The sequence below is a fragment of the Roseobacter sp. HKCCD5988 genome (assembly GCF_037830355.1).
Classification (GTDB): domain Bacteria; phylum Pseudomonadota; class Alphaproteobacteria; order Rhodobacterales; family Rhodobacteraceae; genus M30B80.
In genome coordinates this window covers 54,252-74,664 of record NZ_JBBLYJ010000001.1, presented here as the reverse complement: position 1 = coordinate 74,664, position 20,413 = coordinate 54,252, and the positions used below count along the sequence as shown (strand labels likewise).

General features: G+C 55.7%; 22 protein-coding genes. 16 read left to right on the top strand and 6 right to left on the bottom strand.

From position 1 onward, the window contains the following. Positions 1-176 precede the first annotated feature (176 nt). The 5 genes from AAC636_RS00385 (at position 177) to AAC636_RS00365 (ending at position 5,083) form a co-directional block, all read left to right on the top strand. On the top strand, positions 177-788 hold the full coding sequence (locus tag AAC636_RS00385) for a hypothetical protein (RefSeq protein WP_340299966.1): 612 nt from the start codon (positions 177-179) through the stop codon (positions 786-788). 30 nt (positions 789-818) lie between these two features. Continuing rightward, entirely contained in the window at positions 819-1,052 is a 234-nt protein-coding gene (locus AAC636_RS00380; protein WP_340299965.1) for a hypothetical protein, read from the top strand. A 60-nt stretch (positions 1,053-1,112) separates the two neighbouring features. Further along, positions 1,113-2,219 carry a 3-isopropylmalate dehydrogenase gene (leuB, locus tag AAC636_RS00375; RefSeq protein WP_340299964.1) on the top strand — a complete coding sequence of 369 codons (1,107 nt, stop codon included), beginning with the start codon at positions 1,113-1,115 and terminating at the stop codon, positions 2,217-2,219. A gap of 181 nt (positions 2,220-2,400) precedes the next feature. Beyond that, positions 2,401-3,369 carry a DMT family transporter gene (locus AAC636_RS00370; RefSeq protein WP_340299963.1) on the top strand — a complete coding sequence of 323 codons (969 nt, stop codon included), beginning with the start codon at positions 2,401-2,403 and terminating at the stop codon, positions 3,367-3,369. A gap of 70 nt (positions 3,370-3,439) precedes the next feature. Beyond that, entirely contained in the window at positions 3,440-5,083 is a 1,644-nt protein-coding gene (locus AAC636_RS00365; RefSeq protein WP_445322526.1) for an ABC transporter permease, read from the top strand. A gap of 140 nt (positions 5,084-5,223) precedes the next feature. On the opposite strand, the gene AAC636_RS00360 is transcribed toward AAC636_RS00365, so the two are convergent. Then, a complete protein-coding gene (locus AAC636_RS00360) occupies positions 5,224-6,243 on the bottom strand; it encodes an extracellular solute-binding protein (protein WP_340299962.1) in 1,020 nt (339 codons plus the stop codon). A 176-nt stretch (positions 6,244-6,419) separates the two neighbouring features. Between AAC636_RS00360 and AAC636_RS00355 the strand changes: the two genes are divergently transcribed. Together AAC636_RS00355 and AAC636_RS00350 are read left to right on the top strand one after the other, a co-directional pair. Further along, positions 6,420-7,595: an MFS transporter gene (locus tag AAC636_RS00355; protein ID WP_340299961.1), complete on the top strand. Its 1,176-nt coding sequence runs from the start codon at positions 6,420-6,422 to the stop codon at positions 7,593-7,595. A gap of 91 nt (positions 7,596-7,686) precedes the next feature. Next, on the top strand, positions 7,687-8,709 hold the full coding sequence (locus AAC636_RS00350) for an aspartate-semialdehyde dehydrogenase (protein WP_340299960.1): 1,023 nt from the start codon (positions 7,687-7,689) through the stop codon (positions 8,707-8,709). Between the two features lie 52 nt (positions 8,710-8,761). On the opposite strand, the gene AAC636_RS00345 is transcribed toward AAC636_RS00350, so the two are convergent. From AAC636_RS00345 to AAC636_RS00335, 3 genes are read right to left on the bottom strand one after another with little or no spacing between them, the layout of a single operon-like run. Further along, on the bottom strand, positions 8,762-9,073 hold the full coding sequence (locus AAC636_RS00345) for a P-II family nitrogen regulator (RefSeq protein WP_317657240.1): 312 nt from the start codon (positions 9,071-9,073) through the stop codon (positions 8,762-8,764). Positions 9,074-9,077: 4 nt separating this feature from the next. After that, positions 9,078-10,067 (bottom strand): sodium-dependent bicarbonate transport family permease, encoded by a 990-nt coding sequence (locus AAC636_RS00340; protein ID WP_340299959.1) that lies wholly within the window; start codon positions 10,065-10,067, stop codon positions 9,078-9,080. Between the two features lie 57 nt (positions 10,068-10,124). Next, complete coding sequence (locus AAC636_RS00335; RefSeq protein ID WP_340299958.1) at positions 10,125-10,775, bottom strand: carbonic anhydrase; 651 nt, start codon at positions 10,773-10,775, stop codon at positions 10,125-10,127. Positions 10,776-10,917: 142 nt separating this feature from the next. On the opposite strand from AAC636_RS00335, the gene AAC636_RS00330 reads away from it, so the two are divergent. The 3 genes from AAC636_RS00330 to AAC636_RS00320 all read left to right on the top strand — a co-directional run bounded on the left by AAC636_RS00330 (position 10,918) and on the right by AAC636_RS00320 (position 13,629). Continuing rightward, the gene (locus tag AAC636_RS00330) at positions 10,918-11,292 is read left to right on the top strand and encodes a hypothetical protein (RefSeq protein WP_340299957.1); all 375 of its coding nucleotides are present in this window, start codon (positions 10,918-10,920) and stop codon (positions 11,290-11,292) included. Positions 11,293-11,367: 75 nt separating this feature from the next. Next, positions 11,368-12,777, top strand: a complete 1,410-nt coding sequence (locus tag AAC636_RS00325; RefSeq protein WP_340299956.1) for a leucyl aminopeptidase family protein — start codon at positions 11,368-11,370, stop codon at positions 12,775-12,777. Between the two features lie 3 nt (positions 12,778-12,780). After that, a complete protein-coding gene (locus tag AAC636_RS00320; protein WP_340299955.1) occupies positions 12,781-13,629 on the top strand; it encodes a C40 family peptidase in 849 nt (282 codons plus the stop codon). Positions 13,630-13,636: 7 nt separating this feature from the next. On the opposite strand, the gene AAC636_RS00315 is transcribed toward AAC636_RS00320, so the two are convergent. After that, positions 13,637-13,975 (bottom strand): DUF2794 domain-containing protein, encoded by a 339-nt coding sequence (locus tag AAC636_RS00315; RefSeq protein WP_340299954.1) that lies wholly within the window; start codon positions 13,973-13,975, stop codon positions 13,637-13,639. 99 nt (positions 13,976-14,074) lie between these two features. Next, positions 14,075-14,944, bottom strand: a complete 870-nt coding sequence (locus AAC636_RS00310; protein ID WP_340243737.1) for a branched-chain amino acid aminotransferase — start codon at positions 14,942-14,944, stop codon at positions 14,075-14,077. A 204-nt stretch (positions 14,945-15,148) separates the two neighbouring features. On the opposite strand from AAC636_RS00310, the gene AAC636_RS00305 reads away from it, so the two are divergent. The 6 genes from AAC636_RS00305 to dxs are packed head-to-tail and all read left to right on the top strand — an operon-like array spanning position 15,149 to position 20,412. Next, positions 15,149-15,658, top strand: a complete 510-nt coding sequence (locus AAC636_RS00305; protein WP_317657248.1) for a MarR family winged helix-turn-helix transcriptional regulator — start codon at positions 15,149-15,151, stop codon at positions 15,656-15,658. 1 nt (position 15,659) lies between these two features. Then, positions 15,660-16,373: a response regulator gene (locus AAC636_RS00300; RefSeq protein WP_340299953.1), complete on the top strand. Its 714-nt coding sequence runs from the start codon at positions 15,660-15,662 to the stop codon at positions 16,371-16,373. After that, positions 16,373-17,308 carry a histone deacetylase family protein gene (locus tag AAC636_RS00295; RefSeq protein ID WP_340299952.1) on the top strand — a complete coding sequence of 312 codons (936 nt, stop codon included), beginning with the start codon at positions 16,373-16,375 and terminating at the stop codon, positions 17,306-17,308. Before AAC636_RS00300 ends, AAC636_RS00295 begins: the two co-directional genes overlap by 1 nt. Then, positions 17,305-17,550, top strand: coding sequence for an exodeoxyribonuclease VII small subunit (locus AAC636_RS00290; RefSeq protein ID WP_317657251.1), 246 nt, complete (start codon positions 17,305-17,307; stop codon positions 17,548-17,550). Before AAC636_RS00295 ends, AAC636_RS00290 begins: the two co-directional genes overlap by 4 nt. Before the next feature lie 15 nt (positions 17,551-17,565). Further along, entirely contained in the window at positions 17,566-18,435 is an 870-nt protein-coding gene (locus tag AAC636_RS00285) for a polyprenyl synthetase family protein (protein ID WP_445322548.1), read from the top strand. A gap of 57 nt (positions 18,436-18,492) precedes the next feature. Then, a complete protein-coding gene (gene dxs / locus AAC636_RS00280; protein ID WP_340299951.1) occupies positions 18,493-20,412 on the top strand; it encodes a 1-deoxy-D-xylulose-5-phosphate synthase in 1,920 nt (639 codons plus the stop codon). Position 20,413 lies beyond the last annotated feature (1 nt).

Here is a 20,413-nt window from a genome sequence, read left to right as displayed (position 1 = left end):
ATAAATTTCAGACCCCTGCATCCTTATCGGTGTGAGGGTCTTTTTTAATGTGTTTTATTAGGTATTAAATTTAGGCAATATTGTGGAAATTGAGGCGGCCTTATCGTCAGAATGAGGCGAAATTGTGGAATAAGGGGCAGGCACGAACCGACCCCATCCAGAACGAGGAAGAGCAGGTGCTTTCACAGCTTTTTGGCGCTGTGCTTAGCGCAGTATTGGTGTTTTTTGTTATCGCGACACCATCGCTTGTCCTTGGCGATACATCCCGCGGGGATGTGGAAGGCGTTATGCTGTTTGGATTGATTGCGGCCCTCTTTGTGGTGTTTGAATATAGCGCTCGTCATCCCGCTATCATCGAGTTTCGAGATGCGCCCCCCTATAATCGTCTGCGCATTTTGGCCTTGTTTTCGATGTTATTCTTGCTGAGCCTTGTTTCAGCTGACCCTGTTCATTTGCAGCAGTTCAACGGGCCAGAGGGTGCAGTCAGTGCAATGGCCAATAGAGCGCACCATTGGGGTGGAGTGATGTTTGACAGCGGGCTTTCGCACCTTAGCCCTGACTATTTGTTGCAACGCTTGTTTGGGGCAGCGCCCCGGTCCGTGCAGGCCATGGATCACGTCCGGATCATGGCCCCTTTAGCCCTGACCATCGCCCTTGGCACATTGTTCATATTCGCCCTGTTCATACGTTTTAGCAAATGGCCTGGTCGGGGAATGTCGATCAACATGTGGGTAAACCTGCCCATGTTCGACCCGACAGTGGGCAGCGATGTGACCCATCGTTTATAATGTGATGCGCGCAGAAATATCATATGGGGCTTGGGCCTGCCGCTGATATTGCCGCCTGTCTTGGGTTCTGTGTTTTCGCAGACAGGCAGCACCCTTGCCTATGATGGGCAAGGCGCGGTTTGGGTTGTGACCCTATGGGCCTTTTTGCCAATGTGCCTGTTGGTCAGGGCAATGGCCCTGCTGCGGTCGCGCTACATGATCCGCAGCTATCAAAAGAGGATCATCGCGGCGCTGACACCTGATGAAAGACTGGCCCTTTCTTGACCCAGACGCAGTCAAAGGATAGGGCGTGTGCAATCAGGATTTTCAAGACGGATTAGTTCCATGAGCAACCCATCGCTTCTCATTCTTCCCGGTGACGGGATCGGCCCCGAGGTTATGACCGAGGTGCGCAAAATCATCGACTGGTATGGCGCAAAGCGTGGCCTGACTTTTGATGTCACCGAAGATTTGGTGGGCGGTTGCTCATATGATGCGCATGGCACGCCTTTGACCGATGAGACGATGGAAAAAGCGCAAAGCGTTGATGCGGTATTGCTTGGCGCGGTCGGCGGCCCGAAATATGACAATCTCGATTTCAGCGTAAAGCCCGAGCGCGGCCTGCTGCGCCTGCGCAAAGAGATGGATCTCTATGCGAACCTTCGGCCTGCGCAGTGTTTCGATGCCCTCGCGGATTTTTCTTCGTTGAAGGCGGATGTGGTCGGCGGTCTGGACATCATGATCATCCGCGAACTGACCAGTGGGGTATATTTCGGTGAGCCACGCGGCATCCATAAAGAAGGCAATGAGCGCGTTGGCGTGAACACCCAGCGTTACACCGAGAGCGAAATCGCCCGCGTGGCGCGGTCGGCCTTCGAGCTGGCGCGCCGCCGCAACAACAAGGTCTGCTCAATGGAGAAGGCCAATGTTATGGAATCGGGCGTGTTGTGGCGTCAGGTTGTGACCGAAGTGCATGCTGCTGAATATTCTGATGTGGAATTGTCGCATATGTATGCTGACGCTGGCGCAATGCAGCTGACCCGTTGGCCAAAGCAGTTTGATGTGATCGTGACTGATAACCTCTTTGGTGATCTGCTGTCGGATTTGGCAGCAATGTTGACAGGGTCTTTGGGCATGTTGCCTTCGGCAAGTCTGGGTGCGCCGATGGCAAATGGCCGCCCCAAAGCATTGTATGAGCCCGTTCATGGCTCTGCACCTGATATTGCAGGCCAAGGCAAAGCAAACCCGATTGCGTGCATTCTCAGCTTTGCGATGGCGCTGCGCTATAGCTTTGATCAAGGGGATGAGGCGACTCGTTTGGAAAAAGCGGTTGAGGCCGTTTTGGCCGATGGCCTGCGCACAGCCGATTTGATGGGGCCAGAGGGCGGATCACCCGTTTCGACCGCTCAGATGGGCGATGCCATTGTCAAAGCGCTAGACGCGTCTTTGTAAGTTTCGGCTCTGTTCTGATTTTCACCCGCTTGACCGCAAGGTTGAGCGGGTGTTTTTGTGCATATACGCCACCCGATGCAAAGCTGCAGCATCGGGGGCAGGAATATCGCCATCTCTCATATTCAATCTTGGCAAGCGGCTGTGCCGATGCCTTGATTGAGGAAGAAGCCAAGGAAATGCCATGTCGAAAGATCGCAACAGCACCAATATCAAAGGCGCATTGATCGCATTGGCGGCATTCGGAATCTACGCTACCCACGATGTGGTGATCAAATATCTCGGCGCAAGCTATTCGGTTTTTCAGATCGTGTTCTTCTCGGTTTTGTTTGGCTTTCCCGTCACAATGTTGTTGCTGATGGGCGAGCCCAAGCCAGAAACATTGCGGCCCAAATACCCGTTCTGGACAGCATTGCGGTCAATTGCGGTGGTGTTTACGGGGGCGACTGCATTTTACGCATTCTCAGCCCTGCCCTTGACCCAGACCTATGCGATCATTTTTGCGATGCCAGTTCTGATCACATTGCTGGCCATCCCTATGTTGGGCGAACGCATTGGCATTCGGCGCGCAAGCGCGGTGGTTCTGGGGCTTGTCGGTGTTTTGATCGTGCTTCGACCAGGGGCGGCGGATTTGAACCTTGGGCATTTATCGGCGTTGGCGGCGGCATTTGGCGGCGCCTTAGTCTCGGTGATTTTGCGCAAGATCGGGTCTGAGGAACGCTCCGTGACCCTGATGCTTTATCCGATGATGGCCAATTTTATCGTCATGGGCGCGCTTTTGCCTTTCGTCTACGAGCCGATGCCGCTGTTGGATATGGCGTTGATGGCGTTGGTCGCAATTTTGGCCTTGCTTGCGATGTGGCTTGTGATTTTGGCATATCGCATGGCGGATGCGGTGATCGTTGCGCCCATGCAATATTCGCAGATCCTTTGGGCCGTGTTCTTTGGCACAATGTTTTTCGGCGAAGGGGTGGATCAAGCCACAGTAATCGGTGCAGCCGTTATCATAACGTCAGGTGTTTATATCGTGCTGCGCGAAGATAGCCGTCCGGCGGATAGCCAAAAGCCTGTCTTACGCACCCATGGCCGCATTGGGGCACCAAGCGTGCCGCGGATGACGGCAATTTTGCGCGGCAAGGAAGAAACAGACTAGCGGTGCATATTTCCGACTGTTTTAATCGGATGTCTTCCCTCAGGTCTGAAAATCACATAAGCCCTCTCTCATGACTGAGAAAATGCGCATCACGGGGGATCATTGGTTTGGCCTTTTGGGCAAGCTTGTGGTCGCAATATGCCTTCTGCCGATGATTGCTGTGGCGATTGCCGCGCTTTCGGGTGGTTTCGACACAATTGTTAGTCTTAGCCAAAGCGTTCTGCCCCGCTATGTCGGGGCGACCTTGCAACTCAGTGTGATCGTAGGGCTAGGAACGGCTGTAATTGGGACGGGTGCCGCATGGCTTGTCACCATGACGCGGTTTTTTGGGCGGCGGGTGTTGGAAATTGCCCTCGCCCTGCCTTTGGCCTTCCCAGCCTATGTTCTGGCTTATGCCTATACGGATTTGCTTGATCATCCAGGACTCGTGCAGTCCACCTTGCGCGCCTTTATGGGATGGGGCCCTCGCGATTACTGGTTCCCTGAAATCAGATCACTTGGTGGCGCGGCGGCAATGTTGGTCTTGGTGCTTTACCCTTATGTATATCTTCTGGCGCGCGCAGCGTTTCTGCGCCAAAGCGCTACCGCCTATATCGCGGCGCGCACGTTGGGGCAGGGGCCATGGGGCGCATTCTGGCGCGTCAGTCTGCCTGTTGCCCGCCCGGCGATTGCAGGGGGTGTGCTGCTTGCTTTGATGGAAACCTTGGCTGACTACGGAACCACCGCCTATTTCGGTGTGCAGACCTTTGCCACGGGCATCTATGTCAGTTGGTTTGGCTTGTTTGACCGCGCGGCGGCTGCGCAGCTTGCCCTGTGCCTGTTGGTTGTGGCCTTGACCCTTGCGACATTAGAACGCCGACAGCGCCGCCATTCCCGTCATCATGACGCGGGCCGTAGATTTGAGGTGATGGAGCCTGTCACCCTCAATGGCCGCGCTGCTTTGGGGGCTATTTTATTCTGCGGTTTGCCCGTTCTCTTTGGCTTTGTTTTGCCCGTGTGGATCTTGATCTCACTTGCGGCTGACCAAGCGCATATCCTTTTCACAGAGCGCTATTTGGGCTTCTTGCGGCATTCTTTGACACTTGCAGCGATTGCGGCTTTCCTGACTGTAGGGGCGGCCATCGCGCTTGGATTTCGAGCGCGCTTGCGGCCCACGCCGATGTCAAAGACGGCCCTTAGGGTTGCGGGCATTGGGTATGCGGTGCCCGGTGGTGTGATTGCGGTGGGCCTGCTGTTTCCCTTTGCGGCCTTTGACAATGCGCTTGACCATTTTATGGAGACGAATTTTGGCATTGATACGGGCCTTTTGATCAGCGGGTCGATCTGGCTGATGATCATGGCCTATATGGTGCGATTTATGGCGGTGGCGCTAAACACCTATGAGGCGGGCATGGCCACCCTGAACCCGAATATGGACGCGGTGGCGCGCACATTGGGGCATGGGCCTGCACCTATGTTGCGGCGGATCCATGTGCCGATCCTACAGCCTTCGATCTTGACTGCGCTGCTGATTGTTTTCGTGGATGTGATGAAGGAGCTGCCCGCCACCTTAATCCTGCGCCCCTTCAACTATGATACGCTCGCCGTGCAAGCGCACCGATTGGCAGCGGATGAACGACTGGCTGAGGCCGCAGTTCCCAGTCTGATCATTGGCGCCGTTGGTTTGATCCCAGTTGCCATCTTATGTTGGAGCCTGAGCCGAGAAGATAGGTGAACGGGTTAGTCATACCCCGCGCCCATAGGTGGGCAATGTGGGGTCAGGACATAACACGCCTCAGCGCCCCAAAAGCAAACGAGCGCCACTTGATAGGGCGCTCGTGAGTTGTTTGGTGGTTCGTGGTCTGTTGCGCGAACCTATTCCCAACCTGCGGTGTTCAGAACCTCAACCGCTGCGCCGACATTTTCGGCAATATCCGACAGATCAATCGCATCAGGGCGGAAGATGCCCAGTGCCGCGACCGATGGGGCGAGGCCAACACCTGGAACGGCAGGGTATTCATCATTGCCCGCTGAGAAATACTGTTGAGCCTGATCCGAGGTCAGATATTCCAGAAAGGCAATCGCGTTCTCGCGGTTCGGAGCATGGGCCACGACCCCGCCGCCAGACACGTTCATATGCGCGCCGATATCGTTCTGGTTTGGAAAGACCCATCCGATATTTGCTAGTTGCTCGGGGGTGATTTGGTCATCCCCTTGGCGCAGGATACGGGCGAAATAGTAGGTGTTCGACATCGCAATATCACATTCACCAGAGGCAATGCCGCGCAACTGATCCGTGTCGCCGCCTTGTGGCGCGCGGGCGAAATTTTCAACCACGGCGTTGGCCCAGTCCTGCACAGCATCGACACCCAAATGTGCGATCAAGGCTGCTGTGAAGTTCTGTGTATAGACGTTCGTGGCAGAGCGGATGCAGATCTGGCCTGCATATTCGGGCTTCGCCAAGTCCTGATAGGTTTGGGGCGGGTTGGCGACATCGGTTTTGTCATAGAACAAAATCCGTGCGCGCTGCGAGAACGCGAACCATTGGTTGCTGTCATCTTGAAGATAAGAAGGAATGCGGGCTTCTAGCACATCGCTTTCCACGGGCTGCAACAGTCCCATTTCGGCAGCCCGCGCCAAGCGCACTGTGTCAACAGTCAAAAACACATCTGCAGGGCTATTGGCGCCCTCGGCCTGCATCCGCGCGATCAGCTCATCTGCATTGCCTTCGATGCGGTTGATGGTGATGCCTGTTGCAGCGGTGAAATCAGAATATAGCCGCTCATCCGTGTCGTAATGGCGGGATGAATACAGATTCAATTCCTGCGCCTGTGCCGCGGTTAGGGTGGTTAGAAAAACGACGCTGCCAAGCAGCAGGGAGAGGGGTCGCGTCATCCTAAAGCTCCTGTTCGAGTTATTCCGACAATTTTAGTCGGGATGCCGCTTTTGACCACGATTCACGCAACGGGTCAAATAAATTCTGACAAAAATTATCAGATTTAACTTCTGGCTTGCCCTTGCCTTGGTGCTGCGGCATCAGTTTGCCTTAGGGATGAGGAGGACAGACAGCCATGAAAGCGGGCATTGCTTTTCTTGTGCTCGCCTATGTGCTGAGCCAGTTTTATCGTGCGTTTTTGGCCGTCATGGCCCCTGTTTTGGCATCGGATATCGGGGCTACGCCGCAAAGCTTGGCGACAGCTTCGGGCGTTTGGTTCGCCGTTTTTGCCGCGATGCAAATTCCTGTGGGTATCGCACTTGACCGCATTGGGTCGCGCCTGACCGCATCGGTGTTGCTGCTTGTTGGCGGTGCGGGGGGTGCTGCCCTGTTTGCGACTGCGGCGGATGTGCGCGATGTGCAAATTGCAATGGGGTTGATCGGATTGGGCTGTTCGCCCGTTTTGATGGCAACCTATTACATCTTTGCGCGGGTTTATTCTGCGGCCATCTTTGCCACGCTGGCAGGTGTGACGATTGGCATTGGATCAATGGGCAACTTGGCAGCTGCAACACCCATGGCTTGGGCGGTTGAGGCCGTGGGGTGGCGCGAAACCGTTTGGGGCTTGGCGCTTGTGACGGGTCTTGTTGCGCTGGCTTTGCTTCTCTTGATCAAAGACCCCGCCAAACCAGAAGGGGATCAAAAAGGCAGCTTGATGGATCTGCTGCGCATTCCTGCGCTTTGGCTTATCTTCCCGTTGATGTTCGTGGGCTATGCCCCGTCAGCGGGGGTGCGTGGCCTGTGGGTTGGGCCTTATATGGGGGATGTCTTTGGCCTAACTGTTGCTGAGATCGGCACAGTGAGCCTGATCATGGGGGTTGCGATGGTGGTGGGCAGTTTTGCCTATGGCCCGCTGGATCGGTTCTTTGGCACGCGCAAATGGGTTATCTTGATTGGGAACCTGTTGGGGGCCTTCGCCTGTTTGGCGATTTGGGCTGTGCCCGAAAGTAGTATTTTGACAGCCACCATCTTGGTTGTGGCCTTGGGGTTGTTCGGGGCGTCCTTCCCTGCCCTTGTTGCCCATGGACGTAGCTTCTTTCCCCCGCATTTGGTTGGGCGTGGTGTGACCTTGATGAATTTGTTTGGCATCGGTGGGGTGGGTGTGATGCAATTCGCCTCAGCCCCTTTCTTCACCGCGCTGTCAGGCACGATGCCCTTGCCTGCCGCCTATGGGGCCTTGTTTGGGGTCTTTGGGCTTGCCGTTCTGATCGGATGCGCAATTTACCTCTTTAGCGAAGATCGCCTTGACTAAGCGCGACCAGATTGCGCGCCAAGTGCCCCTTTCGCTTTGGTCGCACATGATTTAAGGGCATGCGCAGTCGTAAGCCTGAAGGATATGGAACATGGGTTACAAAGTTGTCGTTGTCGGCGCCACGGGCAATGTGGGCCGCGAAATGCTCAACATTCTGGACGAGCGTCAATTCCCCGTTGACGAGATCGCCGTGCTTGCCTCGCGTAAATCGCTTGGCACAGAATGCAGCTTTGGTGACAAGACCCTAAAGACCAAGGATCTCGATACATTCGATTTCACAGGCTGGGATATCGCATTTTTCGCGGTTGGGTCTGAAGCCACAAAAACCTATGCACCTATTGCGGCATCGCAAGGTTGTATCGTGATCGATAATTCCTCGCTCTATCGCTATGATCCTGATGTGCCTTTGGTTGTCCCTGAGGTGAACCCTGAGGCGGTTGAGGGCTATGCGAAGAAGAATATTATCGCGAACCCCAATTGCTCCACCGCTCAGATGGTTGTTGCATTGAAGCCGCTTCATGACCGCGCGCGGATCAAGCGTGTTGTGGTGTCGACCTATCAGTCTGTGTCTGGCACAGGCAAAGATGCGATGGATGAGCTGTGGAACCAGACCAAGGGAATGTTCGTTCCAGGTCAGGAAGTTGCCCCGAGCGTTTACCCCAAGCAGATTGCCTTCAACGTGATCCCGCATATTGATGTGTTCATGGAAGATGGGTCTACTAAGGAAGAGTGGAAAATGGTCGCTGAGACCAAGAAAATCCTCGATCCTTCGGTTAAGGTAACTGCAACCTGCGTGCGTGTGCCTGTCTTTGTGGGCCATTCCGAGGCGATCAACCTTGAGTTTGAAGATTTCCTAGACGAGGAAGAAGCCCGTGACATCCTGCGCGAGGCCCCAGGTGTGATGGTGGTCGATAAGCGTGAGGAGGGCGGTTATGTGACCCCCGTGGAATGTGTCGGCGATTATGCCACCTTCATCAGCCGTATCCGTCAGGACAGCACGATTGAGAATGGTCTAAATATTTGGTGCGTCAGTGACAACTTGCGCAAAGGTGCTGCGTTGAATGCGGTTCAGATTGCAGAAACCTTGGGCAATCGGGTTCTGAAAAAAGGCTGACGCACGGCGTTGCGCATCAGATATATCGGGGGGCCATTGGCCCCCGTTTTTCTTAAAATCGCTCGGCGCGGAGGACTTCGCAGTCAGTCACGCTGACCACGCCGATATGCCGCTCCACCACCGCGAATGCCGCTTTGAGCAGCGCCTCTAGCTTTTCTGGGCGAATGATGCAGACCACGTTGATCATTCCGCCTGCGCGGCTGACCTGACCCTCGCGGCTCCATTGTCCTGAACGGCCCGACCCGCCCAACACGGGCAGGATGGTGAAGCCTGTCACCCCCGCCTTGACCAATGCATCCGTGAGGCGGGTTTCCATGACCGCTTCAATTGTGATCTCGACCCGCTTTGCCTTATGCGTTTCCATTGCCTTAGCCTCCCGTGGCGGCGCGCGCCAATGCCAGATAAATCGGTATGCCCAATGTCAAATTGAACGGGAACGTAATCCCAAGTGACAGGGTGAGATAGATTGAAGGATTGGCCTCAGGCAGGGCCACGCGCATTGCAGCAGGCACCGCGATGTAAGAGGCCGAGGCGGAGAGCGTCATCATCAACATCACGCCGCCTGTCGACAGACCCAAGAGCAACCCGGCTCCAAGGCCAAGACAACTGCCAATTAAGGGCATCAGCACGCCAAAGGTAAAAAGCCCTGGCTTCAGCAAATGCCGCGCATCCCGCAGGCCGCGCCCCGCTACAAGGCCCATATCCAAAAGGAAAAGGCACAGCACCCCTTGGAAGGGGGATACGATGAAAGAGGCGATTTTATCCAAGCCCTCTTGGCCCGTGACCCCGCCAATAATGAAGGATCCGATGAGCAAAACAATAGAGCCATTCAGCAGGATTTCCCGCAGCAGACCCGCATCCATACCGCCGCCTTGACCCGCTTTTGCATCCGCCCGTGCCACAAGCCACAGGGCTGCTAAGATTGCAGGGGCCTCCATCGCGGCGGCGACCGCGACCATATAGCCTTCGCTCATCAAACCTGCGGTTTGCAGCACTGAACTTGCCGCGACAAAGGTCACGATCGAGATCGAGCCGTAATGTGCCGCCACTGCGGCGGCATCAATGGCCGTTAGCCCCGTCATCACGCGCAGCAAAGCGAAGGCTATGAAAGGCAGAACAAATGACAAAATCACCCCAGCCAAAATTGAGAAGATCAGCGTTTGGTCAATGCCATGCGCGGCCACGCTGGCCCCGCCTTTGAAGCCAATGGCAAAGAGCAAATAGAGCGACATCCCTTTCGCTACGGCCTCAGGTACGCTGAGGTCAGAGCGCGCAAAAGCAGCTGCAAATCCTAAGATGAAAAACAAGATGATGGGCGAGATCAGGTTCTGCGCCGCGAGCGACAGGATCGAGTCCATGAACACCTCCAGATTTTGCTCAGCGTTGCCTAACGAAGCGGGGCCAAGTGGTAAAGTTCAGACTTTGACAAAATGGCGCAATGTGCCGTCATAGCTCTCGATCTCCATCTCCGCGATATCGGCCCAAATCCCATGCAAGGTCAGGTTTTTTGAACCTACAGCCTCGGCCACCACGGGATAGCTCATCAGGTTTTCAAGCGAGACTTGTATCCCCTCTTTTTCAAGCATGGTTTGTTGAACCTCAGGCGGGGTGATATCTTTGACCCTCTCAAATCCTGGCCGCAAAACATCCAACCAACGGCCCACAAAGCTTTCTTTCTTTTCCAAATCGGGGGCGCGGCCTTGGCACATATCAATACACCCCCGCACGCCGCCGCAATTGGAATGGCCCATGATGATGAGATGCTCGATTTTGAGGTTCTTGATTGCAAACTCGACCGCGGCAGCGGTGCCGTGATGCTGCCCGTCAGGGGTAAAAGGGGGCACCAGATTGGCGATGTTGCGGTGAATGAATAATTCACCTGTGCGTTGTCCAAACACGGATGTCACAGCAACGCGGCTGTCGCAGCAGGCTATGACCATGGCCTTTGGATTCTGCCCTTCGGTTGCCAATTTGCGAAACCAATCACGGTTCTCAGGAAAGGATTTCACTTTCCAATCCTGATAGCGTTCAAGCAAATAACTTGGCAGTGATTTAATGCGGTGCATCCATAACGTCCCTTCAGAGCACTTGATCACAATCTCTGATATTTTTCTATAAACTGTCTTTTCATTCCTGCCTCAAATCAACCTTTTCTTCACCCCCAAATATCACCCTGTGACCACATGCAGCGCATGGTGGGATGGGAAAATGACGGATGTGGTGACCGTCTTGCGTTTTGAAGAACCTGCGCGGTTTGATCCCGACAGGTTAGAGCGGCTTTGTCGCGATATTGGCGAGACGCAAGTAGAATATGAAGTGGCTGTGGGGCTTGAGCGTATCATGATCGCGCTCGCGCAGATTGACTGTGTCGACAGCACGCTTGAACGGAAAAAGATTGTTGCTGAGATTGCCGACTCTGCCAACAAGATCGGTATGGCGACCTTGGCGCGGGTGGCGCGCGATGTTCATATCGTGATGGCGCGCCAAGATATGGCCGCAATCGGCGCGACTTTGGCCCGTTTACGCCGTGTGGGTGAGCGATCTGTCTATGCGATTTACGATATTGAGGATATGAGCGTGTGATCGCCCTTGCGGCGCGGGATGGTGTTGTTACTTTGCGGTGCAGCGATATTGCCCTGACCTCAAAGGAATGACGGAATGTCCCACGCGCTGCGATTTGCCCGCCCAGATGAATTTCCTGATACGGACGCAATCCCTGTTCACGTGATCAGCGCCGATGGGGCTGATGCAGCTTTGGCTCAGTTGGGCGCTGCCTTACGGCAATGGGCCGTGACCCATGGCTTTAGCGGGGCACTGGGCAAAACCTGTCTTCTGCCCAATGAGGCGGGTGGAGTTGCCGCCGTTTTGTTGGGGGTAGGAACGTCCGCTGATCGGATCAGGAAACGGTTCGCTGCAGGTGCCGCGATTTCTGATTTGCCAAAAGGTCTTTATGAGGTGGCCTCAGCCTCATTGGAGGGCCACCCGCAAAACCTTCGCGAAGAAATTGCACTGGGGTATTTATTGGCGGGATATCGGTTTGACCGCTATCGTAAAAAATCGGGTCGCGAGGCGGCCTTGGTGGCGCTTGCGGGCATAGATGCCCCGCATTTCGAACGGCTCGCCCAAGCCGAGGCCATGGTGCGTGATCTGGTCAACACCCCTGCGCAAGACATGGGCCCCGAAGAATTGGAGGGGGCCGCCCGCGAGTTGGCGGCGCGCTATAACGCAAAGATTTCCGTGATCCTTGGGGACGATCTATTGGCGCAGAATTTCCCGATGATCCATGCGGTCGGTCGGGCCAGTCCCCGCGCGCCTCGTTTGATTGATATGACTTGGGGCGAAGGCGGGCCGCAAATCACCTTGGTGGGCAAGGGCGTGTGTTTTGACACAGGCGGTTTGAACCTGAAACCTGGATCATCCATGGGCACGATGAAAAAGGATATGGGGGGGGCTGCCAATGTTTTGGGCCTTGCTCAGATGATCATGGATGCAGGTCTGAAGCTGCGGTTGCGGGTTTTGATCCCTGCAGTTGAAAATGCCGTTGATGGTTCGGCCTTCCGGCCAAGTGATATTTTGACCGCCCGCAACGGCATGACGGTCGAGATCAATAATACCGATGCAGAGGGGCGGCTGGTCTTGGCTGACGCCTTGGCGCTTGGGGCTGAAGGCGCCCCTGATCTTATGATTTCTATGGCAACATTAACTGGCGCTGCGCGGGTCGCAGTGGGGCCAGACCTTGCGCCATTTTACACAGATGATGAGGGTCTTGCCGCGCAGATTACTGCCAAAAGCCCTGATCAGTTCGACCCTGTTTGGCGTATGCCCTTTCACGCCCCTTATGAGGCTATGATTGAACCGGGCATTGCCGATCTGGATAACGCGCCCTCTGGGGGCATGGCGGGGTCGATTACGGCGGCCTTGTTTTTGCGCCGCTTCACCCAAGGCGCCGCGCGCTATTGTCACTTCGATATTTTTGCTTGGCAGCAAAGTGATGCACCTGCGCGCCCAAAAGGGGGTTTGGGTCAGGGCATTCGTGCGCTATACGCGGTGCTGTCTGAAGGGGTTTAAGACATGGCAAGCGATCCACGGATCACGGCAAGCAATGGACGGGTGGCGCTTCGGGCGTTGCAAGGTCAGGTTATGGCGGATGAATTCTTGGACGGCACATGGATGACGGTGCAGCAACCGTTGGCCAATATCATGACCGAACCAAAGGGCACGCGGGCGAGCCAATTGTTTTTTGGCGAGCGGTTTTTGGCGCTTGAAACGCGCGATGGGCAAGTTTTTGGTCAAGCAGAGCGGGACGGCCAAGTAGGTTATATTTTATTGCAGGCCCTTGCGGCAGAAACGCCCGTCACCCATTGGGTCACCGCCCCCGCAACCCATCTCTATCCGCGCCCCGATGTAAAATCGTCGCCCGATGTGTCGATCTTTTTCGGCGCACGTGTGAACGTGGTTGAGCCTGCGAAAGAGGGTGAAAGCTTTCATCGCATCCAGACGGGGCATCATGTTCCAAAATCCCACCTGCGCCCCTTAACGGCGCGGTTTTCGGATACGGTGGGCGTGGCTGATCTATTCCTTGGAACCCCCTATCTTTGGGGCGGCAGCAGCCGATGGGGCATTGATTGCTCTGGCCTGATCCAATTGGCGATGCGCGCCTGTGGTCAAGACTGTCCACGGGACAGTGACCAACAAGAGGCAGCGCTCGGCGCGCTTTTGCCCGAGGATGCACCACTGCGCCGCGGGGATTTGGTGTTTTGGAGGGGCCATGTCGGGATCATGGCCGATGAAGAGATGCTGTTGCACGCAAATGCCCATCACATGGCGGTGGCCTATGAGCCGCTTGCCCATGCCGAGGCGCGCATTCGCACGTCTGGCGGCGGCGAGATCACCGCGCGCAAACATGTTTTGATAGAATGACGGGGTATTAATCGTCTACGGCGCGGATCAATTTGCGCTCTAGCACGCGCAGCACATTGCGCAGATCATGCCCGCGCTTGAGAATGCGCCCGTCCATCCCAATCACGGAATACATTCCCTGCTTGCCTGCCAATTTGGGGCGCTTTTCAATCCGATAAATGGGGTGTTCGGCGGTGCGGCGGAAAACTGAGAAAATCGCAACATCACTCAGCAGCGACATTCCATAATCGCGCCATTCACCTGCAGCCACCATGCGGCCATAAATCGACAGGATCGCCGATAATTCGCCACGATCAAAGGCGACCTTTTCGGGAATATGGGAAGCGCCAAAGGATTGAGTAAGCATCACCATAGCCTGATGGTGGCATGAATTCTAAGAAATGCAAGGGAGATCATAAAAAGGCCCGCAAGGTCAGCTGATCTTGCGGGCCGTGATGCGTGTCGCTTAGGCGCGAACCAGTTTTTCGTAGGCGTCCGAGATGTCCCGCGTCAGGGCGCCAACCTCGAAATTATAGCTGCCAATCTGACCCACTGGAGTGACTTCTGCGGCGGTTCCCGTCAGCCAGCATTGTTCAAACCCTTCCAATTCTTCCGGCATGATATGACGCTCATGCACCTTGATTTGGCGATCGTTCAACATACCGATAACTGTCTGGCGGGTTAGGCCATTGAGGAAGCAATCTGGCTTTGGCGTATGCACTTCGCCATCTTTGACGAAGAAGATATTTGCGCCTGTCGCCTCGGCGACATAGCCGCGATAATCAAACATCATGGCATCCGAGCAGCCTTTGGCCTCGGCCTCATGCTTAGACATTGTGCAGATCATATACAGGCCTGCGGCCTTGGCATGGCTTGGCGCCGTTTCGGGCGAGGGGCGTTTCCAACGCGCTATATCAAGTTTGGCGCCTTTGGTTTTTGCATCCCCATAGTAATTGCCCCAGCCCCATGCCGCGATGGCCAAACGAACGGGGTTACGGCGAGAGGAGACACCCATATCCTCACCCGCGCCGCGCCACGCAACCGCGCGTACATAGGCATCGCTCAGGCCATTGGCCGCGAGAACCTCGGCCTTGGCTGCCTCAATTTGGTCAACAGTAAATGGAATTTCGAAGTCCAATTGGCCTGCGGAAAAATGCAGCCGTTCGGAATGAGCGCGGCTGAGGAAAATTTTGCCACCATAGGCGCGCTCGCCCTCAAAGACGGAAGATGCATAATGCATCGCATGGGTCAGAATATGCACATTGGCCTCGCGCCAATCGACCAAAGCCCCATCCAGCCAGATTTTCCCATCGCGGTTATCGTAGGTGCCGCTCATCTTTCCAATCCCATCTTTCCTTCAGGGCGCATATCTGCGCCAGTTTGCAAATGTTGTGCAAAATACGGCCGTTTCGGACATAATATTTCGCAAAACTGGCAATTCGGTAACAATTGATTCTTGGAAAGTCAACAAGGCTGACATAAACTGTGAAGTGTTCCTTGGTTCCGATGCCAAAGACCCAAAAAGATGCGGGAGATGAAGATGGCAGAACGTGCAGTCAATAACCCTATCGGCACGGGCGAAAGCTTGCTCTTTTTGACGGATGAGCAGCTGCGCCGCGGGATTGAGGCTATGTTCTTCGCCTATCGGGGATTTACCGCTGATCCTGATCGTATTTTACAAAATTACGAATATGGTCGCGCCCATCATCGTGCCATCCATTTCATCAACCGCACCCCTGGAACGACAGTCAATAACCTGCTGAATATTCTGGGCGTGACCAAGCAGTCCCTCAATCGCGTTCTGCGGAGTCTGATCGCTGATGGTTTGGTCGAAAGCCGCGTTGGGGTGCAGGATAAGCGCGAACGGCATCTTTATCTCACCGAAACAGGCGCCAAGCTTGAACGCGAATTGTCAGAGGCGCAGCGCAACCGCATGCGCGCGGCCTATCGCAATGCGGGGCCAGAGGCCGTGGCAGGATTTCGTGCTGTCCTTGAGCAGATGATGGATCCTGAGATGCTGCGCCATTTCCAAGCAGGTTTGGATACCTAAAATGGCAGACACCAACCCGCATATCCTGATCGTGGATGATGATGAACGCATCCGCGGGCTGTTGCAGAAATTTCTGATCCACAACGGGTTTCTGGCCAGTGTTGCGCGCGATGCTGCGCAAGCCCGCCGCCTGTTGCAGGGGTTGGATTTCGATTTGATTGTGCTTGATGTGATGATGCCGGGTGAGGATGGTATTACCCTGACACAAGATTTGCGCAAAACGATGGATTGCCCAATCTTGCTTTTGACGGCCAAGGGCGAGGCGCAAGATCGTATTGCAGGTTTTGAGGCGGGGGCAGATGATTATTTGCCAAAACCCTTTGAGCCCAAGGAATTGCTATTGCGTATCGGCGCGATCCTGCGCCGTATGCCGCAACCCGAAGCCAGCCAAAACCTGCCCAAATTGCTGCATCTTGGTGCCATGCGCTTTGACATTGATCGTGGCGAGTTGTGGCAGGGTGATCAGCCTTTTCGCCTGACTGCAACCGAGGCCGCATTGATGCGGATCTTTGCAACCCATGTGAACAGTTCTGTGACCCGTCAGCAGTTGGTCGAAGAATTGGGCCGTGACAAGATGGCAGGCGGCGCCCCTGCGCAAGAGCGCGCGATTGATGTGCAAATCACCCGTCTACGCCGCAAGATTGAAGCTGACCCGAAACAACCCCGTTATCTGCAAACTGTCCGCGGCGCGGGCTATATGTTGGTGCCTGACTGATGGCGACATGGCTATTTGAAAACCCATTTGCGCAAGATCATCTTACGCTAGAGGGCCATCCCGAACAGGTGGCGCGCATTGCGGCCATAAAGGCCCATTTGGATAGCGTAGATTTCGTGGGGCTTGAACGCCACGCGGCCCCATTGGCCACGGAAGAAGATCTGCGATTGTGCCACCCCCAAGCTTATATTGATCAACTAAAAGGGGCTTTGCCCACGCAAGGGCAAGTTGCGCTTGATGGCGATACCTTTTTGTCGCCCGCGTCATGGCAGGCCGCGCTTTCGGGTGTAGGGGGTATGATCGCAGCAATAGATGCCGTGATGGAGGGCCGCGCCAAAAACGCATTCGTCCTCACGCGGCCACCTGGACATCACGCCGAAACTGCAACAGCCATGGGGTTTTGTCTCTTTGGGTCAGTGGCGATTGGGGCCAAACATGCACTCGAGCGGGCGGGGGCCGAACGGGTGGCCGTGATAGATTTCGATGTGCATCACGGCAATGGCACGCAAGATTTGCTGTGGGATGAAACCCGCGCTTTGTTTGTCTCGTCACACCAGATGCCGCTTTATCCAGGATCGGGGGCGCGTGGCGAACGTGGCGTGGCGGGTAATATCCTGAATGTGCCCCTTCCACCCAATTCAGACGGGGCCTTGATGCAACAGGTCTATCTTCGCGATGTATTTCCGCGATTGGTTGAATTTGCGCCTGACCTTATCCTGATTTCCGCAGGTTTTGACGCGCATCAGGCCGATCCATTGGCCAATCTAAATTGGGATGAAACGGATTTTGCATGGCTGACGCGAGAAATTTGCGCATTTGCCGAAACCCAATGCGCGGGGCGGGTGGTCTCGGCGCTAGAGGGTGGTTATGATCTGCCCTCACTGGGGCGCAGTGTTGCGGCCCATGTCACAGAATTGATGGAAGCTTCGAAATGACAGATGACAACGACCTTGCGCAGATGAGTTTTGAAGACGCCTTGCGCGCCCTAGAGGAAGTCGTGGCCAAGCTTGAGCGTGGGGATGTGCCACTTGACCAATCTATCGCGCTCTATGAACGGGGGGCTGCGCTGCGCGCACGCTGTGAGGCCAAGCTCAAAGAGGCCGAAGAAAAAGTCTCCAAAATCACCCTAGATGGCACAGGCGCGCCAACGGGCAGCACCCCAGTTGAGGGGCTTTGAGCGCCTTTGGCCCCTATTGAGTTTCAAACCCGCCTCAGTACCCAGTCCCGCGTCATTGCTGCGTTCTTGACCGAGGCGCTTGCACAATATGGCTCAGGTGATGTTGCTGCGGCGATGGGCTATGCGTTGCAGGGTGGCAAGGGTTTGCGTGGGTTTTTGGTGCTTGAGGCATCGGCGCTATATGGCATTCCTGCGGCCTCCGCGCTTCCTGCGGCGGGTGCGGTTGAGGCCATCCACGCCTATAGTCTGATCCACGATGATCTGCCTTGCATGGACGATGACGACCTGCGCCGCGGTCAGCCCACTGTTCACAAGAAATGGAACGAGGCGATTGCGGTTCTCGCGGGGGATGCGCTGCAAAGTTTTGCATTCACGCTTTTGGCTGATCCTAATCTTGGGGCCGCGGAGGTGCGGATCAAATTGGTGTCGACCTTGGCTGAAGCCGCAGGTGCGCGCGGTATGGTTTTAGGGCAGGCGCAGGACATTGCTGCAGAAACCGCTGCGTCCCCCTTGACCCTTGAGCAAATCACGGAATTGCAAAGCAATAAAACGGGCGCGCTGTTGGAATGGCCCGCCCATGCCGCAGCGATCATAGCGGGCCAAGATCCTGCGCCGCTGAGGGCATATGCCCGTGTAATTGGCCTCGCCTTTCAGATTGCCGATGACATTTTGGATGTGGAGGGTGACAGCAGCAAGGCAGGTAAGGCCCTGCGCAAAGATGCCGATGCGGGTAAAGCGACCTTTGTCACGCTTCTGGGGCTAGACGGTGCCAAGGCTGAGGCAGCGCGCTTGGTCGCTGAGGCGGAAACGGCCCTCGCACCATTCGGGGATAAAGCCCAAAGCCTGCGCGACCTTGCCCGATTCATCATTGCCCGCGACAGATAGGCGTGATCCGTTGCCCTTGGCCCCTGTCATGGCTATATGGCGACCACTGGAGGGCCGATGACAGATAGACCTAAAACACCGCTTTTGGATCAAGTGACCACGCCGCGCGATTTGCAGCGGTTTTCTGATCATGATCTGACTCGCTTGGCCGATGAATTGCGCGCCGAGACGATTTCGGCTGTCTCTGAGACGGGTGGGCATTTGGGGGCTGGTCTGGGTGTGGTTGAGTTGACCGTGGCACTTCACGCCGTATTTGACGCCCCGCGTGACAAGATCATTTGGGATGTCAGCCACCAATGTTATCCGCATAAGATTTTGACAGGGCGGCGGGATCTTATCCGCAGTCTGCGCCAAAAGGGTGGCTTGTCAGGTTTCACGAAACGCAGCGAGTCGCCCTATGACCCATTTGGCGCTGCGCATAGTTCCACCTCTATTTCTGCGGCGCTCGGCTTTGCCGTTGCGCGCGATTTAAGCGCTGCCTGCGAGACAGGTTTGGGAGATGCGATTGCGATTATCGGTGATGGTTCGATTTCCGCAGGCATGGCCTATGAGGCCCTGAACAATGCGGGCCATCTGAAAAAGCGGTTGATTGTGATCCTCAACGACAATGAAATGTCGATTGCGCCGCCAACAGGTGCGATGTCGGCTTATTTGTCCCGCCTTTATGCAGGCGCGCCGTTTCAGGAATTCAAAGCCGCCGCCAAGGGCGCAGTATCGCTTTTGCCCGAGCCGTTCCAACACGGGGCGCGCCGCGCGAAAGAACTTCTGAAATCCGCGACAGTCGGCGGCACCTTGTTCGAAGAATTGGGCTTTGATTATATCGGCCCGATTGATGGACATGATATGGATCAGCTGCTTGCGGTTTTGCGCACCGTCAAGGCGCGGGCGGATGGGCCGATGCTCATTCATGCGATCACCAAGAAGGGCAAAGGCTATGCCGAAGATCGCCCAGATCGCGGCCACGCCACCGCGCGCTTCGATGTGGTCACGGGCAAGCAACACAAAGCGCCCTCAAACGCGCCCTCATATACGCGTGTCTTTGCAGATGCCCTGATTGCCGAGGCCGCCGAGGATCCGTTGGTGACGGCTATCACTGCGGCGATGCCAGACGGAACAGGCCTGAACCTATTTGCAGAACGCTTTCCCGAACGCTGTTTTGATGTGGGCATTGCCGAACAGCATGCGGTGACCTTTTCGGCTGGTATGGCGGCGGGTGGGTTGAAACCCTTCTGCGCGCTTTATTCGACCTTCTTGCAACGCGGCTATGATCAAGTTGTGCATGACGTGGCCATACAACGTCTGCCTGTGCGCTTTGCGATTGATCGCGCGGGGCTTGTTGGTGCCGATGGCGCCACCCATGCGGGCAGTTTTGACATCGCCTATCTGGCAAATTTGCCCGATTTCGTGGTGATGGCGGCTGCCGATGAAGCGGAATTGGTGCATATGGTGCGCACCGCCCTAGAGATTGGGGATCGCCCGTCTGCCTTCCGCTTTCCGCGCGGCGAAGGTGTTGGGGTCGAGTTACCTGCACGCGGTCAGGCGCTTGAAATCGGCAAGGGGCGGATGATCGCGGACGGCAATCGCGTGGCTCTCTTGAACTTTGGCACCCGCCTGAAAGAAGTGCGCGAAGCTGCGGAGATTTTGGCCCAGAAAGGGATCACGCCCACGATTGCTGACGCGCGTTTTGCCAAACCGTTGGATACAGATTTGATCGACCAACTCGCCCGTCATCACGAGGCGCTGATCACCATTGAAGAAGGGGCGATTGGCGGCTTTGGCAGCCATGTCGCGCATCATCTGGCGGAAACGGGCGTGTTTGATCGGGGGATCAAATACCGCTCCATGGTGCTGCCCGACATTTTCATCGACCAAGCCAGCCCGCGCGACATGTATGCGGTGGCAGGCATGAATGCCGAGGATATCGTGACCAAGGTTTTCGTGACCTTGGGCGTAGATGTTTTGGGGAAGCGGGCTTAAA

Excerpts from the sequence above, each read along its gene's own strand:
- leuB (WP_340299964.1), top strand. The coding sequence starts at position 1,113 with ATGAGCAACCCATCGCTTCTCATTCTTCCCGGTGACGGGATCGGCCCC.
- AAC636_RS00305 (WP_317657248.1), top strand. The coding sequence starts at position 15,149 with ATGGCAGAACGTGCAGTCAATAACCCTATCGGCACGGGCGAAAGCTTG.
- dxs (WP_340299951.1), top strand. The coding sequence starts at position 18,493 with ATGACAGATAGACCTAAAACACCGCTTTTGGATCAAGTGACCACGCCG.
- AAC636_RS00355 (WP_340299961.1), top strand. The coding sequence starts at position 6,420 with ATGAAAGCGGGCATTGCTTTTCTTGTGCTCGCCTATGTGCTGAGCCAG.
- AAC636_RS00330 (WP_340299957.1), top strand. The coding sequence starts at position 10,918 with ATGACGGATGTGGTGACCGTCTTGCGTTTTGAAGAACCTGCGCGGTTT.
- AAC636_RS00360 (WP_340299962.1), bottom strand. The coding sequence starts at position 6,243 with ATGACGCGACCCCTCTCCCTGCTGCTTGGCAGCGTCGTTTTTCTAACC.
- AAC636_RS00295 (WP_340299952.1), top strand. The coding sequence starts at position 16,373 with ATGGCGACATGGCTATTTGAAAACCCATTTGCGCAAGATCATCTTACG.
- AAC636_RS00320 (WP_340299955.1), top strand. The coding sequence starts at position 12,781 with ATGGCAAGCGATCCACGGATCACGGCAAGCAATGGACGGGTGGCGCTT.
- AAC636_RS00315 (WP_340299954.1), bottom strand. The coding sequence starts at position 13,975 with ATGCTTACTCAATCCTTTGGCGCTTCCCATATTCCCGAAAAGGTCGCC.
- AAC636_RS00290 (WP_317657251.1), top strand. The coding sequence starts at position 17,305 with ATGACAGATGACAACGACCTTGCGCAGATGAGTTTTGAAGACGCCTTG.
- AAC636_RS00370 (WP_340299963.1), top strand. The coding sequence starts at position 2,401 with ATGTCGAAAGATCGCAACAGCACCAATATCAAAGGCGCATTGATCGCA.
- AAC636_RS00350 (WP_340299960.1), top strand. The coding sequence starts at position 7,687 with ATGGGTTACAAAGTTGTCGTTGTCGGCGCCACGGGCAATGTGGGCCGC.
- AAC636_RS00325 (WP_340299956.1), top strand. The coding sequence starts at position 11,368 with ATGTCCCACGCGCTGCGATTTGCCCGCCCAGATGAATTTCCTGATACG.
- AAC636_RS00365 (WP_445322526.1), top strand. The coding sequence starts at position 3,440 with ATGACTGAGAAAATGCGCATCACGGGGGATCATTGGTTTGGCCTTTTG.
- AAC636_RS00310 (WP_340243737.1), bottom strand. The coding sequence starts at position 14,944 with ATGAGCGGCACCTACGATAACCGCGATGGGAAAATCTGGCTGGATGGG.
- AAC636_RS00335 (WP_340299958.1), bottom strand. The coding sequence starts at position 10,775 with ATGCACCGCATTAAATCACTGCCAAGTTATTTGCTTGAACGCTATCAG.
- AAC636_RS00340 (WP_340299959.1), bottom strand. The coding sequence starts at position 10,067 with ATGGACTCGATCCTGTCGCTCGCGGCGCAGAACCTGATCTCGCCCATC.
- AAC636_RS00300 (WP_340299953.1), top strand. The coding sequence starts at position 15,660 with ATGGCAGACACCAACCCGCATATCCTGATCGTGGATGATGATGAACGC.
- AAC636_RS00345 (WP_317657240.1), bottom strand. The coding sequence starts at position 9,073 with ATGGAAACGCATAAGGCAAAGCGGGTCGAGATCACAATTGAAGCGGTC.